Origin of the sequence: Chishuiella sp., from assembly GCF_032109125.1 — a bacterium.
GTDB lineage: Bacteria > Bacteroidota > Bacteroidia > Flavobacteriales > Weeksellaceae > Empedobacter.
On record NZ_DAMCLZ010000013.1, the window covers coordinates 75,854 to 102,103 of the forward strand.

The following is a 26,250-nucleotide window of genomic DNA, read 5'->3' on the forward strand; positions in this document are numbered from 1 at the left end:
TTTTACTAATTTAAAACATTTATATAATAAATCAAACTTCATAAAATAGAAAAAGCCATTCTTACGAATGGCTTTTCATTTATTGATAGTTAGAATATCTAATTATAATTCTAAAGCTTTTTTAGCATCACCTCCCATTAATAAATTTAATGGATCTTCTACTGCTTCTTTAACAGCTACTAAGAACCCAACAGACTCACGTCCATCAACAACACGGTGATCATAAGATAATGCAACATACATCATTGGAGCAATAACTATTTGTCCATTTTTAACAACTGGGCGTTCAACGATATTATGCATTCCTAAGATACCAGATTGAGGTGGGTTGATGATTGGAGTAGACATCATAGATCCAAATACACCACCGTTAGTGATTGTAAATGTACCACCTGTCATTTCATCAACTGTAATTTTACCATCACGTACTTTAATAGCTAAATCTTTGATAGATTGTTCAACTCCACGGAAAGTTAAATTTTCTGCGTTACGAACAACTGGAACCATTAAACCTTTTGGTCCTGAAACAGCAACAGAAATATCTTGGTAATCAAACTTAACTTGGTAATCTCCGTCGATCATAGAGTTTACATCAGGGTACAATTCTAAAGCACGAGTCACAGCTTTTGTGAAGAAAGACATGAATCCTAAACCAACTCCATGTTTAGTTTTGAAAGCATCTTTATACTCATTACGTAAAGCAAAGATTGCAGACATATCAACTTCGTTGAAAGTTGTTAACATTGCAGTTTCATTTTTAACAGAAACTAAACGTTGAGCAACTTTACGACGTAAAGCAGACATTTTTTTCTCTGACTGAGAACGGTTACCTGTAACAGGTGCTGTTCCCATTGCAGGTGCGTAACGCACTGCATCTTCCTGAGTAATACGACCATCACGTCCTGTACCTGTAACTTGAGAAGCATCTACACCTTTTTCATCTAAAACTTTTTTAGCTGCTGGAGATGGAGTTCCTGTAGCGTAAGTTGCAGCTGGAGCTGGAGCAGCTTTAGGAGCTTCTTCTTTTTTAGGTTCTTCTTTTACTTCAGCTTTTGGAGCTTCTGCAGCTGGAGCACTAGCACCACCGGCTGGTTTAGCAGCTGATGTATCGATAAGACAAACAACTTGTCCTACTTCTACTACATCACCTTCTTCAGCTTTTAAAGTAATGATTCCACTTTCTTCCGCTGGTAATTCTAATGTTGCTTTATCTGAGTCTACCTCTGCTATTGCTTGATCTTTTTCTACGTAATCACCATCTTTTACTAACCACGTAGCGATCTCTACTTCTGTGATTGATTCCCCTGGTGATGGGACTTTCATTTCTAACATATCTATTAGCTTTATTTTTTATTTGAATACTTTGTTTATAACCTCTTCGAATATAGCAGCCCAACGCTTGCTAGATCCTGGAGCTGTAGCTGCACTTTCTGCTGGAGAAACAACGTCGAATGGATATTTTCTTAATTTACGTAAGATATATGTCCAAGCTCCCATGTTTTCTGGTTCTTCTTGAGCCCATACTAATTTAGCTTTTCCATATTTAGAGATAATTTCATCTACTTTTTCCTCATTTAAAGGATATAATTGTTCTAAACGAACAATTGCAGTTTCTTTATCACCTAAATCTTCACGTTTTTTATCTAGTTCATAGTATATTTTACCAGAACAGAATACAACTTTTTTCACTTTTTTAGCATCTACAGTTGTATCATCAATAATTTCTTGGAATGAACCTGTAGAAAAATCTTCTAATTTTGATACAGCTGAAGGATGACGTAATAATGATTTAGGAGACATTACGATTAAAGGCTTGCGATAATCTGTAACAACTTGTCTTCTTAATGCATGAAAAAAGTTTGCTGGAGTTGTAATGTTTGCAACAAACATATTGTTACTAGCACACATTTGTAAGAAACGTTCTAAACGAGCTGAAGAGTGTTCAGCACCTTGACCTTCATAACCATGAGGTAATAACATTACTAAACCGTTTTGTAAACTCCATTTATCTTCTGCTGCAGAAATATATTGGTCAATCATAATTTGAGCTCCATTAGCGAAATCTCCAAATTGTGCTTCCCAAATTGTTAAAGCTTTAGGATTAGCCATAGCATATCCATAATCAAAACCTAAAACTGCATATTCAGATAATAATGAATTGTAAATTCTTAATTTACCTTGTTCATTATTAATTTGATTTAATAAAATAATTTCCTCTTCTGTATCTTCGGTTTTAACAACTGCATGACGGTGAGAAAAAGTACCACGTTCTACATCTTCTCCAGAAACACGTACGTTACGTCCATCTGTAAGAATAGAACCAAAAGCTAAAGCTTCTCCTAATCCCCAGTCGATTTTATCATCTTCAATCATTTTTCCTCGTCCTTCAATTAAACGAGATACTTTTCTGATTAATTTTTTACCTTCTGGAACTGTAGAAATAACTTTTGCAATCTCTTTTAATTTATCTGCATCATATGCTGTATCAGCTGGGGTAAAAATATCTTTATCCTCTGCTGTTTTGAAACCCTCCCACTCTTCTGGAATAAATGGGAAAATATGATTACGCTCTATCTCTTTAGATTGTTCGAAATTAGCATCAAGAATAGCTTTAAATTCAGCTTCTTTCTTCGTTACAATTTCTTCACCTATAACTCCTTCTTTTAATAATTTATCTTTATAAATTTCACGAGGATTTGGATGTTTAGCGATTATTTCATATAATTTTGGTTGAGTAAATTTAGGCTCATCACCTTCGTTATGACCATATTTACGGTAACCTAATAAATCAATAAATACATCTGATCCAAATTTTGCACGATAATCAGCTGCAAAACGGAAAGCATGAACAACAGCTTCTGCATCATCAGAATTTACATGTAATACAGGTGATAATGTTACTTTAGCAACATCAGTACAATAAGTAGAAGTTCTTGCATCAACATAATTTGTTGTAAAACCAACTTGATTGTTTACTACTACATGTACTGTTCCTCCAATATTATAACCATCTAATCCAGCCATTTGTACAACTTCGTATACAATACCTTGACCTGCTACTGCAGCATCACCATGAATTAAAATTGGAATAATTTTAGAATAATCTTCATTATAATCTTCTTCGGCTTTTGCTCTAGTAATCCCTCCTACAACTGCATCAACAGTTTCTAAATGAGATGGATTAGGTGCTAAATTGATTCTGATATCTTTACCATTTAAAGCTTTGATTTGATTAGATGATCCCATGTGATATTTAACATCACCAGCAACTAATTCATTATCAAAAGCTTTACCTTCAAATTCAGAAAATATTTGAGAATAAGATTTACCAAAAATATTTGCTAAAACATTAAGACGACCTCTGTGAGCCATTCCTACGATAACTTCCTCAACTCCATGCTCAGCAGACTTGTTGATTAAAGTATCTAATGCTGGGATTAAAGATTCATTTCCTTCTACAGAAAAACGCTTCTGACCAACATACTTTGTGTGCATATAGTTTTCGAAAGCAGTAGCTTCGTTCAACTTTTCTAAAACACGTTCTTTTTCTTCTTTTGATAATAACGGGTGATTCAAATTTTGATTTAACCAATTTTGAATCCAATTAATTTTTTGAGGTTCTCTAATATACATGTATTCAACTCCAATAGAGTCACAATACATATTTTTTAGGTGGCCAATAATTTCACGTAAAGTGATTGGTCCTCCTACACCTAATATTTCACCAGCATTAAACGTTAAACCTAAATCTGATTCAGATAAACCAAAGTTTTTGATATCCAAAGTAGGTTCAGTTACTCTACGTTCTCTTACAGGATTAGTCTTAGTAAACAAATGTCCACGTGTACGGTAAGCATCAATAAGATTGATTACTTTGAATTCTTTTTGTACATTTTCAGGAATTTGAGAAACAACAGTTGGATTAACTACTGCTTGACTAGTTCTAGTTTGAGTTACTTGAGGTGTTGGTGCAAATAAAGGTTCTCCTTCATATGTTGCATTTGCAAAGTCATATCCTTGGAAAAAAGCTTTCCAACTGGGTTCAATACTATCCGGATATTGGACGTATTGATCATATAAGTCGCCTATAAACTCTAAATGAGCGGCATTTAAAAACGAAAAACGATCCATAAATTTACTCTCTATGAGATTTTACTACAAAATTAAACTATTTAACTTTTTTAAAAAAATTACTTTCATGATATTTATTCTATTTTATGCGTTAAGATACATTATAGTCAAATAATCACTACATTTGGTATAAAAGTAAAAACAATTTTACATTTAAATGGTAAATTTTTTAATAAAAAAAATAAAAAATCGTTGGACAGGTTACATAATTGTTTTTATAATTTTTGGGGTAACAATTTGGTCAAGTAATAAAATTGTTTATGAATTAAAAATAGAAGAACATAAACGTGTTGAAAACTATGCAAAATCCTTGGAACTTTTAAGTTCTTCTGAAATTTTAGATCTTGAAACTCAAGATTTTTTATTTAAGCTCATCAAAGATAATAATTCAATTCCCGTAGCATTAGTAGACGAAAAAGGAAATATTATTGATAGTAAAAATATTGATGAAAGAATACAAAAAGATTCTGTCCTACTAAAAAAATATATTAATGAATTAAAGAAATCTGATCAATCCATAGAAATCAAGCTAATTAATGGTAAAAATTATGCTTATTTTAAAAATTCAAAATTACTCAATCAATTAAAATACTATCCTATAGCTATTTTTGTCTTAATATTAGCTTTCTTTGGGTTTACATATTGGTATTTAAAAACAATAAAAGATACTGAAAAAAGTTACTTATGGGCTGGTATGGCTAAAGAAACAGCTCATCAAATAGGAACTCCATTGTCTTCTTTAATGGGTTGGGTAGAATTATTAAAATTTGAAGAAATTGATCAATCAACTGTACTTGAAATAGAAAAAGATGTAAACAGATTAAAGGATATTGTAGATCGTTTTTCTAAAATTGGATCCAAATCAGAATTATCCAAAAATGATATTATTTTAATCACTAAGCAAACTGTAAATTATATATCTAAACGAATATCAAAAGGTATAGAAGTTAACTTTTATACAGATGTTGAACAATTTATAATCAATATAAATCCCCCTTTATACAGTTGGGTCATCGAAAATTTAATGAAAAATGCTGCTGATGCAATGCAAAACAAAGGCGTTCTTGATATTTTTATCTCTACAAAAGATTACAAATACTTGGAGATTACAGTAGCTGACACAGGATCTGGTATTCCAGCTAAATTAAAAAAACGAATTTTTGAACCTGGATTTACAACAAAAAAAAGAGGCTGGGGATTAGGACTATCATTAGCTAAAAGAATTATTAATGAGTATCATAAAGGTAAAATTTTTGTAAACAAAAGCTCAAAAGAGACTGGGACTGAATTTAAGATATTATTAAAAAAATAGACACTATATTTAGATATATAGTGTCTATTCAAATTATTATATATAGTATTTTCTAGAACCCTAAAATAACTTTAGCAATGGAAAAATAAATTAATAATCCAAAAATATCATTACTTGTAGTAATAAAAGGTCCAGTTGCAATAGCAGGATCTACTCCATATTTATGTAACATTATTGGAATAAATGTACCTATTAAACTAGCTAAAATCATTACTGTAACCAAGGCTAATACAATAGTAGAAGATATTTCGTAACTTGTGCTCATAATAAAATGAGTTGCTAATAAAAGTACTAAAGCTAAAATTGTACTATTTAACATTGCTAATAACATTTCTTTTCCTAATCTTTTCCATATAGATCCTGATATATTATTATTTGCTAATCCTTGTACAATAATCGCAGAAGACTGTACACCTACATTTCCTGCCATAGCAGCTACAAGTGGTGTGAAAAAGAATAATTGTGGATAAAGATTCATTGCATTACTAAAACTTTGCGAGACATTTACAGCAATAAAACTACCAACCAAAGCTAATAAAAGCCAAGGTAATCTCGCTCGTGTTAATTTCCAAATACTGTCATCAGAATCTACATTATGTGTAATACCTGCTGCTAATTGATAATTTTCTTCTGCTTCTTCTCTAATCACATCAATCACATCATCAACTGTAATTACTCCTACCAAACGCATTAATTCATCAACTACAGGAACTTCATACAAATCATATTTCTCCATTACTTTAGCAACTTCAGAATCTTTTGCATAAGTCTTTACATATTGTACTTTATCATTATAAACATCAGAAACCTTTGTATTAGATGATGTTGTTAATAAACGCTTTAAACTAAGAATTCCAAGTAGCTTTTCATCTTCATCAATTACATAAATAGAAAAGACTTCTTCTAAATCTTCAGCTTGTTTACGCATTTGCTTAACAGCAGTTAAAACAGACCAATCTTTATATACTTTGATGTATTCTTTTCCCATCAACCCTCCAGCAGTTTCCTCGTCATATCGTAAAAGATCTACAATCTCTTTAGCATGTTCTTGATCTTCTAACTGAGCAATTACTTCATCTTTCTTTTCATCAGAAAGCTCGTTAATTACATCAACAGCATCATCTGTGTCCATTTCTGTAATCACATCTTCTGCTATTTCTTTTGCTGTAAGTGTTTTTAGGAATTTTTTTCTGTCATCTTCTTCTAATTCAAGAAGAATATCAGCAGAGATTTCATTATCTAATAAATCAATTACAAAAGACTGTTCTTTGGTCGAGAGGTTATCAAACAATTCGGCAATATCAGCTGGATGTAAATCTTGTAACATCTCCTTAACTTCTTTTGCATTTTGCTCATTAACTCTTTCTACTAAAATATCTATAAAGTCTTTTGTAATTTTAACTTCCATTTTTACTGCATTCTTTTTGTTAATTCAATAAAATCTTCAACTGATAATTGCTCAGCTCGCATATTTAAAAATTCGTGATCGCTTAAAGATTCAGGAATCCCTAAAGATTTTAAAGAATTTCTTAATGTTTTACGTCTTTGTCCAAACCCTGCTTTTACAACTTGAAAAAAGCGTTTTTTCTCTACTCCTTCTATTTCTGTTCTGTAACGTTTCATTATAATTACTCCTGATTTCACTTTTGGAGGAGGAGTAAAAACATTTTCGGGAACAGTAAATAAATATTCGCAATGATAATAAGCTTGGGCCAAAACAGAAAGTATTCCATAATCTTTTGTTCCTTTTTTAGAAGCAATTCTTTCTGCGACTTCTTTTTGAAACATTCCACATACTTCAGGGACATTTTCACGTTCATCTAAAACCTTAAAAATAATCTGTGAAGAAATGTTATAAGGAAAGTTTCCGAGTACAGCGATTTGTTCATCAAACTTTGTAGAAAAATCCATTTTAAGAAAATCTTCTGAATGAATTTTGAAACCAGGATAAAATGGCTGATAATATTCTTTTAAATATTCGACAGATTCTGTATCAATTTCTACAACTTCAATATTTTTTTTTGCTTGTAAAATATATTTCGTTAGAACTCCCATTCCTGGTCCTATTTCTAATACACGATTATATCCTTCCCAAGTTAAACCTTCAGCTATATCGCGTGCTATATTTTCGTCATTCAAAAAATGTTGACCTAGATGTTTTTTAGCTTTTACTTTCAAAAATTATAAATTTTAAGTTTTCTTTAACCAACTTATCTTATAATATCTATCAGAATATCTTTCTTTCAAGATAAGTTTTTTTTATATTAGCCCCAAAATTAACCCAAATGTCAAAAACGAACGATAAATTTGAGAAAAAAAGACTGCGTTCTTCTAATATTACTGTAATTATTAGTATTTCGCTTGTTTTATTTCTATTAGGTATTTTCGGCTTAATTGTTATTAATGCACAAAGTTACGCAGAACATCTAAAAAGAGAATTAAAAATAGAAGCTTATTTTAAAAGTGTTGAAGATCCTAAACTAAAAAGTAAAGAACTTGATCTACAAAAATCTTATATTGATTCGTTAAAACTTAAATATTCTTTTGTAGAATCTACAAAATATATTAGTAAAGAAGAAGCTGCTAAAATAGCGAAGAAAGATTTGGGTACTGATGGAAGTGATTTTTTTGAGGAAAGTATTTTTCCTGCATCTGTAGAAATTACATTAAATCCTTCTGCTATCAAATCTGTTGAACAAATAGATTCTATCAATAAAGTATTATCTAAAAACACGATTATAGATGAAGTAAAAAGTGATAAAGAAGCTATGGTTACTATTTACCAAAGTATAAATAAAATTACTTTTTGGATTATGATATTTGCTGCTATATTTTTAGTGATTGTTGTTATCTTAATTAATAATTCTATTCGATTAAAAATTTATGCAAAACGTTTTAGTATAAAAACAATGCAATTAGTTGGTGCTAGAAGACGTTTTATTATAAAACCTTTCATCATAGAAGGTGCTATTTTAGGATTTTTTGCTGCATTAATATCTATTATAGGACTTGGGCTTTTATGGTACTTACTTGCTACAAAAGTAGGATTAGTGCTTTGGAACCCTAGTTATACATTATTAATTATTGTATTAATCACAATTGGTGTTATTATAGCAATATTTAGTACTTTATTTGCTGCATGGCGTTATCTAAGATTAAAAACTGATCAACTTTATTAATGAAAACAAACTCAATAAATACATCTAAATCAGCATCAAAAAATGATGCTGGTTTTACTTTTCTTTTCGGAAAAAGAAATTATATTTTTATAGCTATTGGTCTTGCTCTTATTGGTCTAGGATTCTTATTAATGACTGGACATGATGCTAATACTAAACCTGACGGAACTTGGGATGCTAATTATTGGAACGAAGACATCTATTCTTTTCGAAGAATAAGATTAGCTCCATTTTTAGTTATTGCGGGGTTTGTTGTCGAAATTTATGCTATATTAATTAATCCGAACAAGGAAAAATAATGAATACTTTACAAGCAATTATACTTGCAATAGTAGAAGGACTTACTGAATATTTACCAATATCATCTACTGCACATATGGGATTTACGGCTGCACTTATGGGAATGCCGGAAAGTGAATTCTTAAAAATGTTTCAAGTATCCATCCAATTTGGTGCAATTTTATCAATTGTCGTTTTATATTGGAAAAAATTCTTTGATTTCAAAAATTTCAATTTTAATTTTTATATAAAATTAGCTTGTGCTGTTATACCTGCTCTTATTCTAGGGAAATTATTTGATGATAAAATAGAAGCTGTTCTTGGGAACCAAATTGCTATTTCTGGAATGTTAGTTTTTGGTGGTGTTATTTTATTATTTGTAGATAAATGGTTTAAACATCCTAGAATTGACAATGAAAAAGAAATATCGATAAAAACAGCTGTAACTATTGGTTTTTGGCAATGTTTAGCTATGATGCCTGGTACTTCACGTTCTGCTGCATCAATCATTGGAGGAATGACACAGGGATTAACAAGAAAGGCCGCCGCAGAATTTTCTTTTTTCTTAGCTGTACCAACCATGTTAGCTGTAACTGTTTATTCTGTTTTTGTAAAAACATGGGGAGAAGAAACTGCAAATCCTATGAAAGGTTACGAAATGATTATACAAGATCAAGAACATATTACTTTATTTATACTTGGTAATGTAATTGCATTTATTGTAGCATTGGTAGCTGTTAAAACGTTTATATCAGTTCTTACAAAATATGGTTTTAAATTTTGGGGATGGTACAGAATTATAATTGGTATTATTTTATTAATATATTTTGGTAATACTCCAGCACCAAAAGCTAAAACAGAAGAAAACAATATAGAAACTACAATGATTCAACATAAATAAGATGAATGTAGAAAAAATACAAGAAGGTCATATTTTTTTAATTGACAAACCTTTGGATTGGACTTCTTTTGATGTTGTGAATAAAATAAGATGGAATATCCGAAAAGCTTACAATTTAAAAAAAATAAAAGTTGGTCATGCTGGAACTTTAGATCCAAAAGCAACTGGGCTTCTATTAGTTTGTACTGGAAAATGGACAAAACGTATTGATGAATATCAAGCACAGGAAAAAACTTATACTGGTACAATAAAATTAGGTGCAACAACACCAACTTATGATTTAGAATCAGATGAAGATCAAACTTTTCCTATTGATCATATTACAAATGAAAAAATCTTAGAAGCTACTCAGCAATTTGTTGGTGAAATACAACAATTTCCTCCTATGCATTCTGCGATTAAAGTTGATGGAAAAAGATTGTATGAACTAGCTAGAGAAGGTCAAGAAATTGAAAGAAAATCGAGAACAATCACTATTCAAGATTTTAAAATAACACGTATAGATTTACCTTATGTCGATTTTGAAGTAAACTGTAGTAAAGGAACTTATATTCGTTCCTTAGCTTATGATTTTGGTAAAGCTTTAAACTCTGGTGGATATCTTACAGCTTTAAGAAGAACTAAAATCGGAGAGTTTGATGTTTTAAATGCTGAAAATTTAGCTTTTGAACAAAGTTATTTCGAAAAAGAGAATAATTAGAATAAATATAAAACGGGAGCTTAATAAGCTTCCGTTTTTATTTGAGTTATTTTTTTTATTTCTAATTATATTTTTTAATCCTCAATTCATTTATTATTAAATTTTAGTTTGCAATAGTGATTGAAGTGGCATCCTTTTTAGATTGGATACATTCCTACCTTAATTATTGCATTTCGAAAGCCTTAATGATCTAGTAGAAAAAATAATACCCAATCTAAAAAGATACAGCGAAAAAGAACGGTGCGAAGCAATTGCCTAAAAAAATTATAAATTTGCTTGAATAAATTCTAATGTTTTAGACACTATTATGTCTAAATCATTATCTAATGTTGCTACATGATAACTATTCTCTAACTCTATTAATTCTTTTGATTGACTAGAAACATGATTATAAATATATTTCGCATTAACAGGAGGAACTACATGATCTTCTGTTGAAGAAAAAATTAATATTGGGCAAACAATTTTATTTAATTCTTTTCTTATTTCATTTGTAAAATTAACTATTTCTTTTACAGATTTTTTAGGTGTTTTTTCATAAGCCAATTCTATAACTCCTTCTTTTTTTATATCAGAACCTATTCCGTCGATGAATCTAGGAGAATCAGGATTTTTATAGATTTCTTCCATAAAAGTAACATCTACTGCTCCATTTATAATTATAGCTCCTTTTATTGGAAAATTTATAGCACTATATAAAGTTAAAGTTCCTCCCATAGATAGCCCAAGAACAAAAATTTCTTTTACAAAAGGTTTTAATTCATCATATGCATCATTTACAGACTTTTTCCAATCATTATATGTACAAGATTCCATATCTTCTGGTGTTGTTCCATGACCTTTTAAACGAGGCATATTTACAGTAAATCCATTCTTATGAAGTGAATTAGCTACTAACCTCATACTTTGTGTTGTCCCTGTAAATCCATGTATAACTAAAACTCCAATATCATTTGATCCTTTAAGAAATTCTGCTTCAGCTCCCTTTAATATATTTTGTTCCATAATTTTTTTGTGGTATTTAAGTTATTTATTTTTAAAAAGATTGTAAAACATTATTAATTTCATTACTAATTTGCTTTGGTTTTTGCATAACCATAATATGTGTACCACCTTCTATATTTATTGCATTTTTAATATTATTTATCGGAAAAACAATATCTTTCGTACCATGAATATGAGTCAAATTTTCTTCTTGATAAGATGACGAATGTTCCCAATTAACAATCTTGTGAATAGACCATCTTAAATATTCTTTATTTTTGAATTCAAAAATATCATCAATATTATCTTTTTCTCTATTTGTATAATAAAGCCTTCTCAACATCATATAAGAAAAAACTCTATCTGATGTCAAAAAGCTCATTGGAATCAATTTGTGAGCATTTATAGAAGCTGACAATTTAAATAAATACGGTATCTCTGCTCTATTTTTTACTGTAGAAATTAAGAATGTATGTTTTGGATGAACAAAGCGATTCATTTCTTGAGCAACTATACCTCCAAAAGATAACCCCATTAAAACAAAATCTTCTTTTGGATTAATTATATCTAATAATCTTTCTGTATAATGTGTTAAAGATTCATTTTTTTCTGGGACTAACCACGGAATATAAATCTGTTCAAAATCATCATTTAAGCGAAGATTTCTAAATGCATTTCCATTTGCTCCCAATCCACTTATTTGATAAACTTTCATAATTTATAATATATTTTTTTTCTTTAAATAATCTGTAGGTCTTACACCAATTATTTTCTGAAAAGTATTACTAAAAGTAGGTAAACTATTATAACCAACCATTGTTGAAATTTCACTAATAGAATATGTTTCATCAATTAATAATTGTAATGCTCTTAACATTCTTAAAATAGTAAAATATTGAACAAATGTCATATTCAAATCTTTTTGAAATAATCTTGACAAAGAGCGTTCCGAAAAGCCAAACTCCATTGTAATTTTTTTCATGGTAATAGATGAGTCCATATTATCATCTAAAAACTTAACTATTTTTTTTAATCTTTCATCATGAGGAATAGGTAAAGCTAATTTTAAACTATTTTTACTCACTTTAGGTAAAATCTCTTTAAAAGCTTTTGCTATAATATATTCACTCTGATCTTTATACTCTTCTATATTACCTTTCCATTGATTTGAAAACAATAACAATTCTAACAATAGACCATCAGCTGGATAAATACCAACTTTCTTATAAAATGAGTTGTCACTATTTTCTATAGGAAAATACAAATTTCTCATAATAACTTCTGGTGTATTCGGGTGTATACTATGTTCTACATATGGTGGAATCCACATATAGTGTCGCGCAGGTAAATAAAATGTATCCTTCCCTATTTTCACATAAACTATCCCTCCTTCACAATACAGGAATTGTGCTTTATTATGCTTATGCTCTACTACGTAAGCCTCTGATATCTCTTTATGATAACAAAAAATTGATGTTGGGATTTTATCTATTTCCGTTAGGTAATATTGAGTTTCAAAAATATTATCTTGATCCATTTTATTTTAACTTTTATATATAAACAAATATAATTATTCAATAAATATAACGTAAAAAGTACACAAAAAAAAGTGGCTGTATTAAATAATTATTTGGCTTTTTTAAATATTCGTTTTTTTATAATTAGAACAATATTTGTAGTACCTCTATTACCAAAACACACAAAGAAGAATAAAAACAAAAGTTGCAATATGTTAGAAAGAGTAAAAAACGCTGATCTACATTCGAAAATAATGACAGCAGAAGAGTCTGCATCTTTTTTTGAAAATAATATGATTGTTGGATCTAGTGGATTCACAAGAGGTGGAGATTCTAAAGTAGTATTAAAAGCTTTAGCAAACCGAGCAAAAAATGAAGATTTAAAAGTAACATTAATTACTGGAGCATCATTAGGTCATGGAACTGATGCAGCACTTGTAGAAAATAATGCTTTAAAAAAACGCTTACCTTTTCAGGTAGATTCTGTTATGCGTAAAAGTATAAACAATGGAGATGTTTTATTTATTGATCAGCACTTAGGTGAAACAGCTGAGCATATATTAAACAAACAATTTAAATTAGACATTGGTGTTTTAGAAGTTGCAGAAATTTTAGAAGATGGTTCTTTAGTTTTTACTACTTCTGTAGGTAACAATGTTGAAATTGCAAATAATTCTAAAAAATTAATTATAGAAATTAATACAAGTATTCCTACCAATATAAGAGGTATACATGATATTTACAGTGTAGAAGAATATGGCAAACGTACTCCTATAAATATTACTGCATGTGATACTAAAATAGGAACTAATGCTATTAAGATCGATCCATCAAAAATTATTGGAATTGTTTTCCACGACATACAAGATATGCCTGGAGATATACAACCTGCTGATAATGCCACAACAGCAATTGCAAAAAATATTGTAAAATTCTTTGAAAAAGAAGTTGAAAATGGACGACTTACAAAATCTTTAATGCCTTTACAATGTGGAATAGGAAAAGTTGCTAATGCTGTTCTAGGAGGCTTAGAAAACTCAGATTTTGAAAACCTTGTAATGTATTCGGAAGTTTTACAAGATTCTACTTTTGATTTATTAGATTCTGGAAAAATGATATTTGCCTCTGCATCATCAATGACTGTATCTCAAGAATGTTATAATCGAGTAATTAACAATTTAGATAAATATAGAGACAAAATTGTATTACGACCACAAGCTATATCTAATTCAGCTGAAGTTATCCGCCGTTTAGGAATTATCGGTATAAATACATCATTAGAATGTGACATTTATGGAAACGTCAACTCTACTCATGTTTCTGGAACTCATATGATGAATGGTATTGGTGGTTCAGGTGATTTTGCAAGAAATGCTTACATTTCGATATTTGTAACTTCATCAATAGCTAAAGGTGGAGATATATCTTCTATTGTACCTATGGTTTCTCACACAGATCACACAGAACATGATGTAGATATCATAGTTACAGAACAAGGTTTAGCAGATTTAAGAGGTTTAGCACCAAGAGAAAGAGCTATTGAAATCATTAATAACTGTGTTCACAAAGATTATAAAGATGAATTACTATCTTATTTTGAAAGAGCTTGTGCACTAAGAGGTGGACAAACACCACATATTTTAGAAGAAGCTTTTTCTTGGCACACAAGATTAAGAGAAACTGGTTCTATGAAAAAAGAAAAAGTCTTAGCTTAAAAAAAGAAAAATATTAAAATAATTATACATATCAAAAAGCATAAATCAGAAAGATGATTTATGCTTTTTACATATGATATATAAATTAATTCAATAATTATTTTATATATCATATTTTATTCCTATATTATATAAACATTTTTTTAGAAAGAATAAATGTTAAATAATTAAAAATAAAATATTTATATTTTTATTTCTATAATTTATTACCTTAATAATTAATAAAAAACACTAATACTATAGCTTTTATGAATTTTTTAGATGATATTTTTAATTCTTTTTCTCCACCAACAGATAGAATTTCTAAAATGTTAGAAGAAGATTTTTTTTGGCAAATAATTGAGGATTCATTAGAACAAGCAAACAATCTTCAAGAACAAAAATACACACTTGCCAAAGAATTAAATAATTTAGTAGCAGATGATATTGTAGGTTTTCAATTACGATTAGAAAATTATCTTTTTTCATTACATAATCCTGAAATATGGTGTGCAGCATGTATAATGAATGACGATACTGATCCTAAACATTTTTACTATTTTAAAAACTGGATTGTATCACAAGGAAGAGAATTATACGAACGAGCAATAGCTAATCCAGATGAATTAGCTTATTATTTTGATGAAGGGTTTAATGATGATGATTTATATGAATTTGAAGGATTTAATCAGGTTACAGATGAAATTTTTATGATGAGAATTAATAAGCCTATACAAGATTATATTGATGAATCTTCTTTAATCCTTTTTACAGAAAATTCCCCTAAACCTGAATTTGATTGGGATGATGAAAATATGCTGAATTTACAAATATTTTGTCCTCGCCTTTATAAAATCTTCATAGAAGATTATTTTGATGAAGAAGATGAAGAAGAGTAAGTTATATTAATTTATCCAATGCTTTATCTAAATTTGGATAAGAAAATTTAAATCCTTGATTTTCTATTTTTTTAGAATTCATTCTAGATCCTTTTAAGATAAGAAGGCTCATTTCCCCTAAAATTAAATGCAAGAAAAAAGAAGGAACATTTGGCATAAAAAAAGGTTTCTTCATTTTCTTTGCTAGCTTATGATTAAATTCTTCATAATTTATCATTTCTGGTGCTACAGCATTATAACTTCCTTCTATATTATTATTTACTGCATATAAATAAATATCTACCAAATCATCTATATAAATCCAAGGCATCCATTGTTTCCCATTTCCTAAATTTGCTCCTAAACCTAGTTGAATTGGTTTTTTAATCAATTCTAGCGCTCCTCCATTTTTAGATAAAACTAAAGATGTTCTTATACAAACTATTCTACTTCCAAAATCTTTGAATTTATAAGCAGCATTTTCCCATTCAACACAAATATTTCCTAAAAAATCATTACCTGGATTATCATTTTCGTCAAAAATTTTATCAGAAGTTACCTGACCATAATAACCTGTTCCTGAAGCGGAAATAAAAAATTTTAAATCAATTTCATTTTTCTTCACATATTTATATAGTAGTTCTGCAGAACAAATTCTACTATCATGAATTTCTTTTTTATAAGAATCTGTCCACCTTTTTGAGATAGATGCTCCAGCTAAATGTATAATACCGTCTAAATCCTGAAAAGCATCATTGTCAATAATATTTTTATCCCAATTGTAAAACGGAGGATAAACATCTTTTTCCCTTGTTAAGATTCGAACTGTATGTCCATTATCAATTAATTTTTCAGTTAATTGAGAACCAATTAACCCACTTCCTCCAGTAAGTAGAATATTCATAATTATTTTTTTTCTAATTTAGCTCTTTAGAAAATAATAAACAATGTTTAAAGGTCGATTTCCTTACATAAAAAAAATGAGCCCTGATGAAGAAAATAAATTAAAAAATAAACTTTTTGATATTATTTTTGAAGCAGATACACCTTATGGTAAATTATTCGATATTGCCTTACTCTTTCTAATACTTATTAGTGTTGGATTAGTAATGTTAGAATCAATTCCTGCCATCAACGCAAGATATCATTTAGTTTTAGTTATATCTGAATGGACTCTTACAACTCTTTTCACAATAGAGTATGTATTACGTTTATATTGTGTAAAAAATAGATGGAAATATTTTTTTAGTTTTTATGGAATAATTGATTTATTATCTATTTTACCTTTCTATTTAGGCTTATTTTTCGAAACTAGTAAATATTTATCAAGTGTTCGAATTTTACGATTACTAAGAATCTTCAGAATATTTAATTTAACTCGATTTACTCGAGGAAAAAATATTCTCGTTGTAGGATTAAAAGAAAGTAGAGATAAAATAATTGTATTTCTGTCTTTCGTTATTCTGATTGTTGTTGTAATTGGTTCAATTATGTATATGGTAGAACACGATCATCCAGAATCAGGTTTTACGAGTATACCTATAAGTATTTACTGGGCTATTGTTACATTAACCACTGTAGGTTACGGAGATGTTTCCCCTGTTACTGGTTTGGGACAATTCCTAGCTTCTCTAGTTATGATTATTGGTTATGGAATAATTGCAGTTCCAACAGGAATTGTTACGATGGAAATGAATAAAGCTTCTAACAATATTCCAACAAACACAGAAAGATGTAGATATTGTGGAGATGAAAATCATTTAGATGGCTCTATATATTGTAAAACATGCGGACATAAATTAAATGATTAATTAGATTAACCTTTATAAATGAATAAATATTATAAAAAATCACTTCAAATACTTAAAACAATATTCACAAAATAGACTATATAAAAAAAGGTTTCGAAATTCGAAACCTTTTTTTATATATTATAGAATATTAATTATCCTAAAACTTTTGCTACAGTAGCACCAATATCAGCTGGAGAAGCAACAACGTGGATACCACATTCTTCCATAATAGCCATTTTAGCTTGAGCAGTATCATCTGCACCACCAACAATAGCACCAGCATGTCCCATTGTACGACCTTTAGGAGCTGTTTGACCAGCAATAAATCCTACAACTGGTTTAGTTCCATTAGCTTTAATCCAACGAGCAGCCTCAGCTTCTAATTGACCACCAATTTCACCAATCATAACGATACATTCTGTTTCTGGGTCATTCATAAATAACTCTACAGCTTCTTTAGTTGTAGTTCCGATAATTGGATCACCTCCAATACCGATAGCAGTAGAAATACCGTAACCAGCTTTAACAACCTGATCAGCTGCTTCATAAGTTAAAGTACCTGATTTAGATACAATCCCTACTTTACCTTTTTTGAAGATAAAACCTGGCATAATACCAACTTTAGCCTCTTCTGAAGTGATAACACCTGGACAGTTAGGTCCAATTAATGTAACATCTCTTTGATCTACATAAGCTTGAACTTTTACCATATCCTCTACTGGAATACCTTCAGTAATACAAATAATTACTTTAATTCCAGCTTCAGCAGCTTCCATAACTGCATCACCTGCGAACGCTGGTGGAACAAATATGATAGATACATCTGCACCAGCCTTATCAACAGCATCTTTTACTGTATTGAAAATAGGTAAACCTAAATGTGTTTGACCTCCTTTACCTGGTGTCACTCCACCTACTACTTGAGTTCCGTACTCAATCATTTGTTCAGCATGAAAAGTTCCTTCTTTCCCTGTGAAACCCTGAACAATTATCTTTGAATCTTTATTAACTAATACAGACATTGTGATTGATTTATTTATTTACACAAATATAAAAGGACTTTCTCGTTTTAAAAAATAATATGAATAAAAAAATAATTAAAAAAAATCTAAATCATTATGGTACAAATAAAAAAAAGATCAATATAAAATTGACCTTTTTTTTAGTAAATAGTAAATATTTTATCTTTCCCTGTACTCTTTTATAATTATATCAGTAATAGCCATCTTCTTATATAATTCTCTTGACTCAGCAGCAGGATAACCAAAATAAGTTTTTCCTCCTTCTAAAGATTTACTCACTCCCGCTTGAGCTAATAAAACAGCCTTTTTTCCAATTGTTACACCACTTGTAATACCAACTTGTCCCCAGATAGAAACTTCATCTTCTACAGTTACACAACCTGCAATTCCTGTTTGTGAAGCTATCAAACATTTTTTACCAATTATAGTATCATGTCCAATCTGTATTAAATTATCTAAAATAGAGCCTTCTCCTATTATAGTTGAAGCAGAAACACCTCTATCAATTGTACAATTAGCACCTATTTCTACATTATTTTCTATAATAACATTACCTACTGATTTTAAACGATCAAAACCTGTTTCCCTTTTTTTATAATAAAAAGCATCAGCTCCAAGAACAGTTCCTGAACGGATAATTACATTATCTCCTATAATTGCGTAATCATTTATAGATACATTTGAATGAATCACACAATTTTTACCTATTTTAACATTATTACCAATAAATGCACCCGGCTGTATTATTGTTCCCTCTCCTATTTCAGCAGATGAAGATATATGTTTATTAGCTTGCTTAAATGGTGCAAAATATTGACCAATTTTAACAAAATCTCTGAAAGGATCATCAGATATCAATAATGCTTTTCCTTCAGGGCAATCAACTTCCTTATTTATAAGTATTATTGTAGCATCAGAATTTAATGCTTTATCATAGTATTTGGGATGATCTACAAAAACTATATCTCCAGCTTCTACTCTGTGAATTTCATTTATACCCTCTACAACAAAATTTTCATCACCTATATATTTAGCATCAATAATAGTTGCTACTTCTTTTAATTTATATGATTTAGGAAACTTCATATTTTTTCTTCTAAAAAGTTTATAATTACAAAAATAAAAAAAAACTGCCTTTATAAAATAGGCAGCTTAAAATTTTCTATGCAAGAATAATAAATTTTTTATTTTTTATTGAAAACCATAGTCTTAATATCATTTGCAAAAAGAATTAATTTCCCATCTTTTATCTCAAATTTATTTATATTATTAAATCTTTCCATAAAAACATCAGATTCTACTCCTTCACAAGCCATTGCTGAAACAGCAATATTTTTCATTTGTAATGAATTTCCTACTGCTAAATAAGCTCCGTTAATATTATTACATCCATTATTTCCTGAAATAATATTTTTTGTAAATGTTAGTGTAGGCTTTTCATTTGGAAAACGATCATTAACAGATTTTAAACTACGATCTTTACCTATAAATTCTTCTAAAACCCAAGAACCCTCAATTTTAGCTGGACGTACAAAAGTAAGAACCGTTTTATCTCCTTGCAATAATTCTAACTTATCTCCATTAATTTTATATTGTAAAGTTCCTGTCAATTTAGAACTAAAATTTTGGTCTTCTACATTTGTACATGCTTTCATTGTTGACATAAGATTACCGAAAGTAATTTTATCTCCTGTAGTAATTATACCACCATTTAATAAATTACAACCATCTGAAGCTGATACCATTTTATTAGATATGAAATTAATAGTTGGTAATCCTTGAGAATAAGCTTCTGACAAAGATGAAGCTTTTATATCTGCTATATCATTTAATTCCCATTTTCCTAAAAGAGAATTCTTTTGTGTTTTCTCCGTTGTTTCTGACTGTGTATTAGCTGTAGAACAAGAGCTTAATCCACCTATAATTAGTATACTTGCTAAAGAAATTTTTAAAAAAGCTAATTTCATAATTAGTTTAAAGTTTAGATTATTTATAATAATTAAAATCTTCTTATACCAATACCATACCATTTTATCTTTTAAATATATAATTAGTAGTAAGTAATCTTTAAATAAAAATTTATATTAATTTTGAAGTAAATTTTTATTTATTTTGATTTCTCAAAGAACTATAGATATCATATTCGAAACTGCTCGTGTAGAGGAAGTTGTAGGCGATTTTGTTAATTTAAAAAGAGCTGGATCAAGTTTAAAAGGTTTATCCCCATTTGGGAATGAAAAAACACCTTCATTTGTTGTTTCTCCTGCTAAACAAATATGGAAAGATTTTTCTTCTGGTCGTGGAGGAAATGTTGTAACATTTTTAATGGAAGTAGAACAATTTACTTATCCAGAAGCTCTTAGATGGTTAGCAAAACGTTATAATATAGAAATTGAAGAAGATCGAGAATACTCTTTTGAACAGCAACAAGAAGAAAAAGAAAGAGAAAGCCTTTTCATTTTAACTGAATTTGCAAAAAAATTCTTTATTAATCAATTAAATAATTCAGAAGAAGGTAATCTAATTGGTTTAAGTTATTTTAAAGAAAGAGGTTTTTCGAAAGAAATTATTGATAGATTTGAATTAGGTTACTCTCCTAAACAATGGGATGCATTTGCTGAATATGCTTTGAAAAATGGTTATTCTAAAGAAATCATAGAAGAAGCCGGTTTAGTAACTTTTAGAGAAGATAATAAGAAATATGATAAGTTCAGAGAACGAGTAATGTTTCCTATATTCAGTTTTTCTGGGCGAACATTAGGTTTCGGAGGACGAATTCTTAGAAATGATATAAAAGCTGCTAAATATCTTAATTCTCCTGAAAATAAAATTTATCATAAGAGTAAAACTCTTTATGGTTTGTTTCAGGCAAAACAAGAAATTATAAAATCTGATCAATGTTTTTTAGTTGAAGGCTATACAGATGTTCTTTCGATGCATCAGGCAGGAATACAAAATACTGTTGCTAGTTCTGGAACTGCACTTACTAATGAGCAAATTAGATTAATAAAACGTCTTACAGAAAATATCACTGTAATGTACGACGGTGATAATGCAGGAATTAAAGCTTCTTTTCGTGGAATTGATATGATTCTTGAACAAGAAATGAACGTAAAAGTTCTTTTACTTCCTGAAGGTGAAGATCCTGATTCATTTGCTAAAAAACATTCTTCTCAAGAAATAGAAAATTACATAAAAGAAAATGCTACTGATTTTATTCGCTTTAAAGTTAATGTTCTTTTAGAAGAGGCTAATAATGACCCTATTAAAAAAGCTGAATTAATTCGTGAAATTGTAAAATCTATTTCTTTAATTCCTAATAGTATTAAACAAGAAGTTTATATTGCTGAAACTTCTAAAATAATGGGAATAAGAGAAGAAGTTTTATTTAAAGAATTAGCTCAGCTTAAAAATTCTGGATCTAAAAATAGTACTTCTCATATAACTGATAAAGCAAGAGAAAAAAAACCAGAAATTTCTATTGTTACGACAAACAAAGAAGTTTTAAATATTCAGTTAACTATAGAAACTGAAATTATTAAACTCATCTTACAAAATGGTGATTTAGAAGTTGATTTAAAAGATGAAAATAATGAATTATATAAAACAACTGTCATACAAGAAATTGTTTCACAATTTCAAGAAAATGAACTTTCTCTATCAACTCCTATTTACCAAAAAATACTAGAAGATGTAAAAATAGGTTTAGAGAATAACGAACTTAGAACAGGAAGTTATTTTTCAAGATCTTCAGATTCAGAAATTGTAAATCTAGCAACAGAAATGATGTTAGAAAAGTATAGTTTAAGCGAAAACTGGACTGTTAAACAAGGAATAAATATTAAGAAAAAGGAAGAGTTTGTTCATAAGGATTTATTTGATGTTTTACTGAGATTTAAAATCATTTATATTGATAATTTTATTAAAAACTTAATGGATAAAACAAAAAATAAAGATATAACTCAAGAAGAACTAAATGATATTCTGAAACAAATAATGCATTTTACAAGTTTAAAAAAAATATTAAATGAACATTTAAACCGTGTTATTTAAACCAAAAGCTTCTTAATAAAAGAGGCTTTTTTAAATTTTATATATATCAAGATATTCCTTTGCCGCTTTATTCCAATCAAATTCTTTTGAACGTTGAATATATTTTTCTATATAATAATCTTTATTATTATTATATTTTTCAAGTGCTTTAGCTAATACATCAGCCATATACGCTGAATCAAAATTATCCCAATAGAAAGCATCATCACCTCCTATTTCAGGCAATGATGTTTTATTTGATAAAAGTATTGGTTTTCCAAAACTCATAGCTTCTATAGGAGGTAAACCAAATCCTTCTCCTACCGAAGGAAATAAAAAAGCATCACAGTTCTGCATATAGTACTGTTTTTCGATTTCTGATATTTTATTTGTTAAAATAACTCTGCTCTCTAACTTCATTTCAATAATTAAATTTTTAATTTTTTGTCCATATTCGTTACTATTATTTCCTGCAATAACTAATTTGTAATCTGGAAAAAATGGCATTAGACGGATTATTGATTCAAAATTTTTCTTTTCAATAAACGCACTAATAGTAAAAAAATATGGAGAATCAATTTGTATTCTTGGTTTAAAATCTTTTAAATCTAAACGTTGTGAAATTGAATTACCATTGTAAATAATTTTATTTTCTATACCAGAAATATCAAAATATTTTTCTGTTTGCTCCTTAGCATATTTAGAAATAAATGTTATATAATCAGTTCGTTGTAATTTTTTATAAAAAAGATTCTTTTTCTTTATTGAAAAATCATTTGTATCCTCTTCAGCAAAATTAACATCATGTATTGTTAAAACATATTTCTTAGGCTTAAGATATGGTTCAACACTAATATTTTGATTTAATGAATGCCATACGTCTATATTATTTCTTTTTATAGAAAAAAGATTAAATTTCATAAAATCATAATATTTTATGTAGTCAAATTTTTTTCCAAATTCATTCTTTAATTCATTAATATCTTTTGCTACAAGATGTATATTATCATTAAAATCTAATTGAGAAAATGCTTTAATTAACTCATAATTAAAAACTCCAAAACCAGTAGTTCTATTTTTTAAATTATGAGATTCTAAAATAATTTTATTCATTAGTAAATGATTTAAATTGTTTATGCTTTATTCGTATATTATTTCAACAAAAATAAACATATCTTTGAAACCTATATTATAAATATATATTTATATCTATAAACAGTATAAGGATTAATAAAATGATGTCAAAAATCGTTCTCAATAATAATTTCCCTACAACAAAAAAAGAAATTGAATCTATCATCAAAGGTTATGATTCAATTAATCAATACATTGCAAAAGGAACAAGAAATTCTATAAAAAAAACTCAATTAGAATCTGGAAAAATAGTTACTATTAAGTCTTTCAAGATTCCTAATATTATCAATAAATTTATTTATAAATTTTTCCGTCAATCAAAAGCTGAACGCTCTTTTGAATATGCAAATAAACTTGTTAACTTAGGTTTTTTAACTCCATTACCTGTTGCTTATATTGAAGAAACTACTACAATTCAGTTTCTTAAAAGCTATTATTTATGTGAATTAGTTGAAGCTGATTTAACTTATCGTGAATTAGTTGAAATTGCTGATTATCCAAATAAAATAGAAATTTTAAAACAATTTACTCAATTCACATACCAATTACATGAAGCAGGAATTGAGTTTTTGGATCATTCGCCTGGAAATACATTAATAAAAAAAGTAGGTGAAAATAGTTATGATTTTTATCTGGTAGATCTTAATCGTATGAACTTTCACACAAAAATGGATTTTGAATTGAGAATGAAAAATTTTTCTCGCTTAACTCCATACAATGATATGGTTGAAATAATGGCGAAAGAATATGCTAAACTTATAAATGAAGAAGAAACTAAAGTTATAAATGAAATGTGGAAGAAAACAGAAGAATTTCAAACAAAATTTCATAAAAAACAAGAACGAAAAAAGAAATTAAAAAAATTAATAGAAAAATAAAATCAATAAAAAAAAGCTACTAAAAAGTAGCTTTTTTTATTTTAAATGGTATAAATTATTTACCAAAATTTTGAGTAAATTCTACCTGACCTTTAATATGAACCTCACTCCAAGTTTTAGAAACACCATCTGAACCTTTGTGTAATTCAAAACAAGCTTTGTTTAATGCTTCTAATGCTTTAGTTGTATTAAAATCCATTAAATCAACATCTGCTTCAATTGTAAATACATTATTTTCAAAAGATGATTTTACTTCATATTCTTTTGAAGCATTATTTAAAGTTAATTTTAAGAAAGTTTTTCCGTCTTTAAATGATAAATTACCTTTAATTTCCTTTGTATCAATCATATTACCAAATAAAATATCTTTCAATTTTTGGTCACGATCAACTAAGTCAGAATTTATTGTAGCAACTTCCGCAACTATATTAGCACCTTCTAAAACTTCTTGAGGAGTTTTACCTTCTTGATTAGCATCCTTAACTAATACTACATCAAAATGACCAGATACGGGAGTTTTTTCAGTTGTTTTATAAGCTGTCCATTCAACACTTGATTTAGCAATCACACCTTCAACTAAATCTGTAGCTTCTTCTGTTGTAGTAGTTGTTTCTTGTGGAGCTTCCACTTTTTCATCTGTTTTGTTATTACAACTATAGAAAGACATCGCAGAACAGATTGCGATTGCAGTATACAATTTTTTCATTTTATATTTTTTTACTATTACAAACATACGGCAACAAAAAATGAATATACAAATGATTTTAACAAATTTTATTATTTAAATTTGCAATATGCTTAAAAATTTTTTAAATACTTGTTTAATCATATTTTGTTTACCTTTTATACTTATTTACGAAGTTTACTGCTCTATTTATAAGTACAGAAAATAATTGATTAAATTTACCAATTAATTCACATCAATGAAAAATAGAATAATTGGTATAATGGGAGCAATTCCTCAAGAAATAGACGGAGTTGTTCACTTATTATCAAATAAAAAAGAACACAAAATTGGTAATAGAATCTATTACACAGGAGAAATAAATAACCAGCAGATTGTAGTAGTATTTTCGAGAGTTGGTAAAGTTGCAGCTGCAACAACAGTTTCTACGCTTATTATAAAATTTAATATAACAGAATTAGTTTTTACAGGTGTTGCAGGAGCAATACATCCTTCATTAAAAATAGGTGATATCGTTTTAGGAAGAACATTAATACAGTATGATATGAGTGCTGAACCTTTATTTCCTAAATTCGAAATTCCTTTATTAAAAAAATCTTATTTTGATTCTGATCAAAGTTTATTGGATATTTCATCAAATGCTATCAAAACTTTATTAGAAGATAATTATTTACATCATGTAATTGATGAAAGTGATTTAAATAAATTTGATATTCACTCACCTAAATTACATATTGGATTAATTGCTTCTGGAGATTTATTTTTTTCGACTACAAAACAAAAAGAAAACTTACAAAATATGTTACCTGATGTTCTTTGTGTAGAAATGGAAGGTGCTGCAGTAGCTCAAGTTTGTTATGAATTTGATTTACCATTTACTGTTATTCGTACAATATCTGATGAAGCAGATGAAGAAGCTACTATAGATTTCACAAAATTTATAGAAAAAATTTCAAATGTATATTCTATAGAAATTATAAAAAACATCATCAAGTAAAAGTCCTTTATAAAGGGCTTTTCTTTTGATGTACACATTAATAAAATAATTGATTTATTCTAAAACTGAAGTAAGTTTTGTGGGGAGAGCAGGATTCGAACCTGCGAAGGTGAAACCAACGGATTTACAGTCCG

At 28.5% G+C, this 26,250-nt stretch carries 24 protein-coding genes; 11 read left to right on the forward strand and 13 right to left on the reverse strand.

The window, feature by feature from the left end:
• Positions 1 to 102: 102 nt before the first annotated feature.
• Both odhB and RT575_RS12820 read right to left on the reverse strand, forming a co-directional pair.
• Positions 103 to 1,332 (reverse strand): 2-oxoglutarate dehydrogenase complex dihydrolipoyllysine-residue succinyltransferase, encoded by a 1,230-nt coding sequence (gene odhB / locus RT575_RS12815; protein ID WP_313581367.1) that lies wholly within the window; start codon positions 1,330 to 1,332, stop codon positions 103 to 105.
• Between the two features lie 18 nt (positions 1,333 to 1,350).
• On the reverse strand, positions 1,351 to 4,131 hold the full coding sequence (locus RT575_RS12820; protein WP_313581369.1) for a 2-oxoglutarate dehydrogenase E1 component: 2,781 nt from the start codon (positions 4,129 to 4,131) through the stop codon (positions 1,351 to 1,353).
• A gap of 157 nt (positions 4,132 to 4,288) precedes the next feature.
• Between RT575_RS12820 and RT575_RS12825 the strand changes: the two genes are divergently transcribed.
• Complete coding sequence (locus tag RT575_RS12825; protein ID WP_313581371.1) at positions 4,289 to 5,443, forward strand: HAMP domain-containing sensor histidine kinase; 1,155 nt, start codon at positions 4,289 to 4,291, stop codon at positions 5,441 to 5,443.
• Between the two features lie 52 nt (positions 5,444 to 5,495).
• On the opposite strand, the gene mgtE is transcribed toward RT575_RS12825, so the two are convergent.
• Positions 5,496 to 6,851: a magnesium transporter gene (gene mgtE / locus RT575_RS12830; RefSeq protein WP_313385657.1), complete on the reverse strand. Its 1,356-nt coding sequence runs from the start codon at positions 6,849 to 6,851 to the stop codon at positions 5,496 to 5,498.
• Between the two features lie 2 nt (positions 6,852 to 6,853).
• A complete protein-coding gene (rsmA, locus tag RT575_RS12835) occupies positions 6,854 to 7,621 on the reverse strand; it encodes a 16S rRNA (adenine(1518)-N(6)/adenine(1519)-N(6))-dimethyltransferase RsmA (RefSeq protein ID WP_313581373.1) in 768 nt (255 codons plus the stop codon).
• Positions 7,622 to 7,728: 107 nt separating this feature from the next.
• Here rsmA and RT575_RS12840 point away from each other — a divergent pair, with 107 nt between their 5' ends.
• Genes RT575_RS12840 through truB form a run of 4 tightly spaced genes read left to right on the forward strand, consistent with a single transcriptional unit; the run spans position 7,729 to position 10,502 of the window.
• Positions 7,729 to 8,622 (forward strand): permease-like cell division protein FtsX, encoded by an 894-nt coding sequence (locus tag RT575_RS12840; RefSeq protein WP_313385654.1) that lies wholly within the window; start codon positions 7,729 to 7,731, stop codon positions 8,620 to 8,622.
• On the forward strand, positions 8,622 to 8,921 hold the full coding sequence (locus tag RT575_RS12845; RefSeq protein WP_313581375.1) for a DUF3098 domain-containing protein: 300 nt from the start codon (positions 8,622 to 8,624) through the stop codon (positions 8,919 to 8,921). The genes RT575_RS12840 and RT575_RS12845 overlap by 1 nt, the downstream gene beginning before the upstream one ends.
• A complete protein-coding gene (locus RT575_RS12850; protein WP_313581377.1) occupies positions 8,921 to 9,802 on the forward strand; it encodes an undecaprenyl-diphosphate phosphatase in 882 nt (293 codons plus the stop codon). Before RT575_RS12845 ends, RT575_RS12850 begins: the two co-directional genes overlap by 1 nt.
• A gap of 1 nt (position 9,803) precedes the next feature.
• The gene (truB, locus tag RT575_RS12855; RefSeq protein ID WP_313581379.1) at positions 9,804 to 10,502 is read left to right on the forward strand and encodes a tRNA pseudouridine(55) synthase TruB; all 699 of its coding nucleotides are present in this window, start codon (positions 9,804 to 9,806) and stop codon (positions 10,500 to 10,502) included.
• 264 nt (positions 10,503 to 10,766) lie between these two features.
• On the opposite strand, the gene RT575_RS12860 is transcribed toward truB, so the two are convergent.
• Genes RT575_RS12860 through RT575_RS12870 form a run of 3 tightly spaced genes read right to left on the reverse strand, consistent with a single transcriptional unit; the run spans position 10,767 to position 13,023 of the window.
• Positions 10,767 to 11,507, reverse strand: a complete 741-nt coding sequence (locus tag RT575_RS12860) for an alpha/beta hydrolase (protein ID WP_313581380.1) — start codon at positions 11,505 to 11,507, stop codon at positions 10,767 to 10,769.
• A gap of 31 nt (positions 11,508 to 11,538) precedes the next feature.
• Positions 11,539 to 12,201, reverse strand: a complete 663-nt coding sequence (locus RT575_RS12865) for an alpha/beta hydrolase (protein ID WP_313385648.1) — start codon at positions 12,199 to 12,201, stop codon at positions 11,539 to 11,541.
• Between the two features lie 3 nt (positions 12,202 to 12,204).
• Complete coding sequence (locus tag RT575_RS12870) at positions 12,205 to 13,023, reverse strand: AraC family transcriptional regulator (RefSeq protein WP_313385647.1); 819 nt, start codon at positions 13,021 to 13,023, stop codon at positions 12,205 to 12,207.
• Between the two features lie 192 nt (positions 13,024 to 13,215).
• Between RT575_RS12870 and RT575_RS12875 the strand changes: the two genes are divergently transcribed.
• Both RT575_RS12875 and RT575_RS12880 read left to right on the forward strand, forming a co-directional pair.
• On the forward strand, positions 13,216 to 14,718 hold the full coding sequence (locus tag RT575_RS12875; RefSeq protein ID WP_313385646.1) for a succinate CoA transferase: 1,503 nt from the start codon (positions 13,216 to 13,218) through the stop codon (positions 14,716 to 14,718).
• Positions 14,719 to 14,966: 248 nt separating this feature from the next.
• A complete protein-coding gene (locus RT575_RS12880) occupies positions 14,967 to 15,596 on the forward strand; it encodes a DUF4240 domain-containing protein (RefSeq protein ID WP_313581381.1) in 630 nt (209 codons plus the stop codon).
• A gap of 1 nt (position 15,597) precedes the next feature.
• Here the strand turns inward: RT575_RS12880 and RT575_RS12885 are convergent, their stop codons facing one another.
• Positions 15,598 to 16,479 (reverse strand): TIGR01777 family oxidoreductase, encoded by an 882-nt coding sequence (locus RT575_RS12885; RefSeq protein WP_313385644.1) that lies wholly within the window; start codon positions 16,477 to 16,479, stop codon positions 15,598 to 15,600.
• Between the two features lie 43 nt (positions 16,480 to 16,522).
• Between RT575_RS12885 and RT575_RS12890 the strand changes: the two genes are divergently transcribed.
• The gene (locus RT575_RS12890) at positions 16,523 to 17,386 is read left to right on the forward strand and encodes an ion transporter (RefSeq protein WP_313385643.1); all 864 of its coding nucleotides are present in this window, start codon (positions 16,523 to 16,525) and stop codon (positions 17,384 to 17,386) included.
• 134 nt (positions 17,387 to 17,520) lie between these two features.
• Here RT575_RS12890 and sucD read toward each other — a convergent pair whose 3' ends face one another.
• The 3 genes from sucD to RT575_RS12905 all read right to left on the reverse strand — a co-directional run bounded on the left by sucD (position 17,521) and on the right by RT575_RS12905 (position 20,357).
• Positions 17,521 to 18,390, reverse strand: coding sequence for a succinate--CoA ligase subunit alpha (sucD, locus tag RT575_RS12895; protein ID WP_313376898.1), 870 nt, complete (start codon positions 18,388 to 18,390; stop codon positions 17,521 to 17,523).
• A 159-nt stretch (positions 18,391 to 18,549) separates the two neighbouring features.
• Entirely contained in the window at positions 18,550 to 19,476 is a 927-nt protein-coding gene (locus tag RT575_RS12900; RefSeq protein WP_313581383.1) for a UDP-3-O-(3-hydroxymyristoyl)glucosamine N-acyltransferase, read from the reverse strand.
• A gap of 98 nt (positions 19,477 to 19,574) precedes the next feature.
• Positions 19,575 to 20,357: an META domain-containing protein gene (locus RT575_RS12905; protein WP_313581385.1), complete on the reverse strand. Its 783-nt coding sequence runs from the start codon at positions 20,355 to 20,357 to the stop codon at positions 19,575 to 19,577.
• Positions 20,358 to 20,502: 145 nt separating this feature from the next.
• Here RT575_RS12905 and dnaG point away from each other — a divergent pair, with 145 nt between their 5' ends.
• Entirely contained in the window at positions 20,503 to 22,443 is a 1,941-nt protein-coding gene (gene dnaG, locus RT575_RS12910) for a DNA primase (protein ID WP_313385637.1), read from the forward strand.
• A gap of 30 nt (positions 22,444 to 22,473) precedes the next feature.
• Here the strand turns inward: dnaG and RT575_RS12915 are convergent, their stop codons facing one another.
• Positions 22,474 to 23,535, reverse strand: a complete 1,062-nt coding sequence (locus tag RT575_RS12915; RefSeq protein WP_313581387.1) for a glycosyltransferase family 1 protein — start codon at positions 23,533 to 23,535, stop codon at positions 22,474 to 22,476.
• A gap of 122 nt (positions 23,536 to 23,657) precedes the next feature.
• Here RT575_RS12915 and RT575_RS12920 point away from each other — a divergent pair, with 122 nt between their 5' ends.
• Positions 23,658 to 24,434: a lipopolysaccharide kinase InaA family protein gene (locus tag RT575_RS12920; protein ID WP_313581389.1), complete on the forward strand. Its 777-nt coding sequence runs from the start codon at positions 23,658 to 23,660 to the stop codon at positions 24,432 to 24,434.
• 55 nt (positions 24,435 to 24,489) lie between these two features.
• Here RT575_RS12920 and RT575_RS12925 read toward each other — a convergent pair whose 3' ends face one another.
• Complete coding sequence (locus RT575_RS12925) at positions 24,490 to 25,140, reverse strand: hypothetical protein (protein WP_313385632.1); 651 nt, start codon at positions 25,138 to 25,140, stop codon at positions 24,490 to 24,492.
• A gap of 217 nt (positions 25,141 to 25,357) precedes the next feature.
• Here RT575_RS12925 and RT575_RS12930 point away from each other — a divergent pair, with 217 nt between their 5' ends.
• Positions 25,358 to 26,116, forward strand: coding sequence for a 5'-methylthioadenosine/adenosylhomocysteine nucleosidase (locus tag RT575_RS12930; protein ID WP_313385630.1), 759 nt, complete (start codon positions 25,358 to 25,360; stop codon positions 26,114 to 26,116).
• The last annotated feature ends 134 nt before the right edge of the window (positions 26,117 to 26,250 follow it).

What these genes read in the sequence shown, in the direction of transcription:
- odhB (WP_313581367.1), bottom strand. Translation starts at nt 1,332, where the DNA reads ATGTTAGAAATGAAAGTCCCATCACCAGGGGAATCAATCACAGAAGTA.
- RT575_RS12820 (WP_313581369.1), bottom strand. Translation starts at nt 4,131, where the DNA reads ATGGATCGTTTTTCGTTTTTAAATGCCGCTCATTTAGAGTTTATAGGC.
- RT575_RS12825 (WP_313581371.1), top strand. Translation starts at nt 4,289, where the DNA reads ATGGTAAATTTTTTAATAAAAAAAATAAAAAATCGTTGGACAGGTTAC.
- mgtE (WP_313385657.1), bottom strand. Translation starts at nt 6,851, where the DNA reads ATGGAAGTTAAAATTACAAAAGACTTTATAGATATTTTAGTAGAAAGA.
- RT575_RS12840 (WP_313385654.1), top strand. Translation starts at nt 7,729, where the DNA reads ATGTCAAAAACGAACGATAAATTTGAGAAAAAAAGACTGCGTTCTTCT.
- RT575_RS12845 (WP_313581375.1), top strand. Translation starts at nt 8,622, where the DNA reads ATGAAAACAAACTCAATAAATACATCTAAATCAGCATCAAAAAATGAT.
- RT575_RS12850 (WP_313581377.1), top strand. Translation starts at nt 8,921, where the DNA reads ATGAATACTTTACAAGCAATTATACTTGCAATAGTAGAAGGACTTACT.
- truB (WP_313581379.1), top strand. Translation starts at nt 9,804, where the DNA reads ATGAATGTAGAAAAAATACAAGAAGGTCATATTTTTTTAATTGACAAA.
- RT575_RS12860 (WP_313581380.1), bottom strand. Translation starts at nt 11,507, where the DNA reads ATGGAACAAAATATATTAAAGGGAGCTGAAGCAGAATTTCTTAAAGGA.
- RT575_RS12865 (WP_313385648.1), bottom strand. Translation starts at nt 12,201, where the DNA reads ATGAAAGTTTATCAAATAAGTGGATTGGGAGCAAATGGAAATGCATTT.
- RT575_RS12870 (WP_313385647.1), bottom strand. Translation starts at nt 13,023, where the DNA reads ATGGATCAAGATAATATTTTTGAAACTCAATATTACCTAACGGAAATA.
- RT575_RS12875 (WP_313385646.1), top strand. Translation starts at nt 13,216, where the DNA reads ATGTTAGAAAGAGTAAAAAACGCTGATCTACATTCGAAAATAATGACA.
- RT575_RS12880 (WP_313581381.1), top strand. Translation starts at nt 14,967, where the DNA reads ATGAATTTTTTAGATGATATTTTTAATTCTTTTTCTCCACCAACAGAT.
- RT575_RS12885 (WP_313385644.1), bottom strand. Translation starts at nt 16,479, where the DNA reads ATGAATATTCTACTTACTGGAGGAAGTGGGTTAATTGGTTCTCAATTA.
- RT575_RS12890 (WP_313385643.1), top strand. Translation starts at nt 16,523, where the DNA reads ATGTTTAAAGGTCGATTTCCTTACATAAAAAAAATGAGCCCTGATGAA.
- sucD (WP_313376898.1), bottom strand. Translation starts at nt 18,390, where the DNA reads ATGTCTGTATTAGTTAATAAAGATTCAAAGATAATTGTTCAGGGTTTC.
- RT575_RS12900 (WP_313581383.1), bottom strand. Translation starts at nt 19,476, where the DNA reads ATGAAGTTTCCTAAATCATATAAATTAAAAGAAGTAGCAACTATTATT.
- RT575_RS12905 (WP_313581385.1), bottom strand. Translation starts at nt 20,357, where the DNA reads ATGAAATTAGCTTTTTTAAAAATTTCTTTAGCAAGTATACTAATTATA.
- RT575_RS12915 (WP_313581387.1), bottom strand. Translation starts at nt 23,535, where the DNA reads ATGAATAAAATTATTTTAGAATCTCATAATTTAAAAAATAGAACTACT.
- RT575_RS12920 (WP_313581389.1), top strand. Translation starts at nt 23,658, where the DNA reads ATGATGTCAAAAATCGTTCTCAATAATAATTTCCCTACAACAAAAAAA.
- RT575_RS12925 (WP_313385632.1), bottom strand. Translation starts at nt 25,140, where the DNA reads ATGAAAAAATTGTATACTGCAATCGCAATCTGTTCTGCGATGTCTTTC.
- RT575_RS12930 (WP_313385630.1), top strand. Translation starts at nt 25,358, where the DNA reads ATGAAAAATAGAATAATTGGTATAATGGGAGCAATTCCTCAAGAAATA.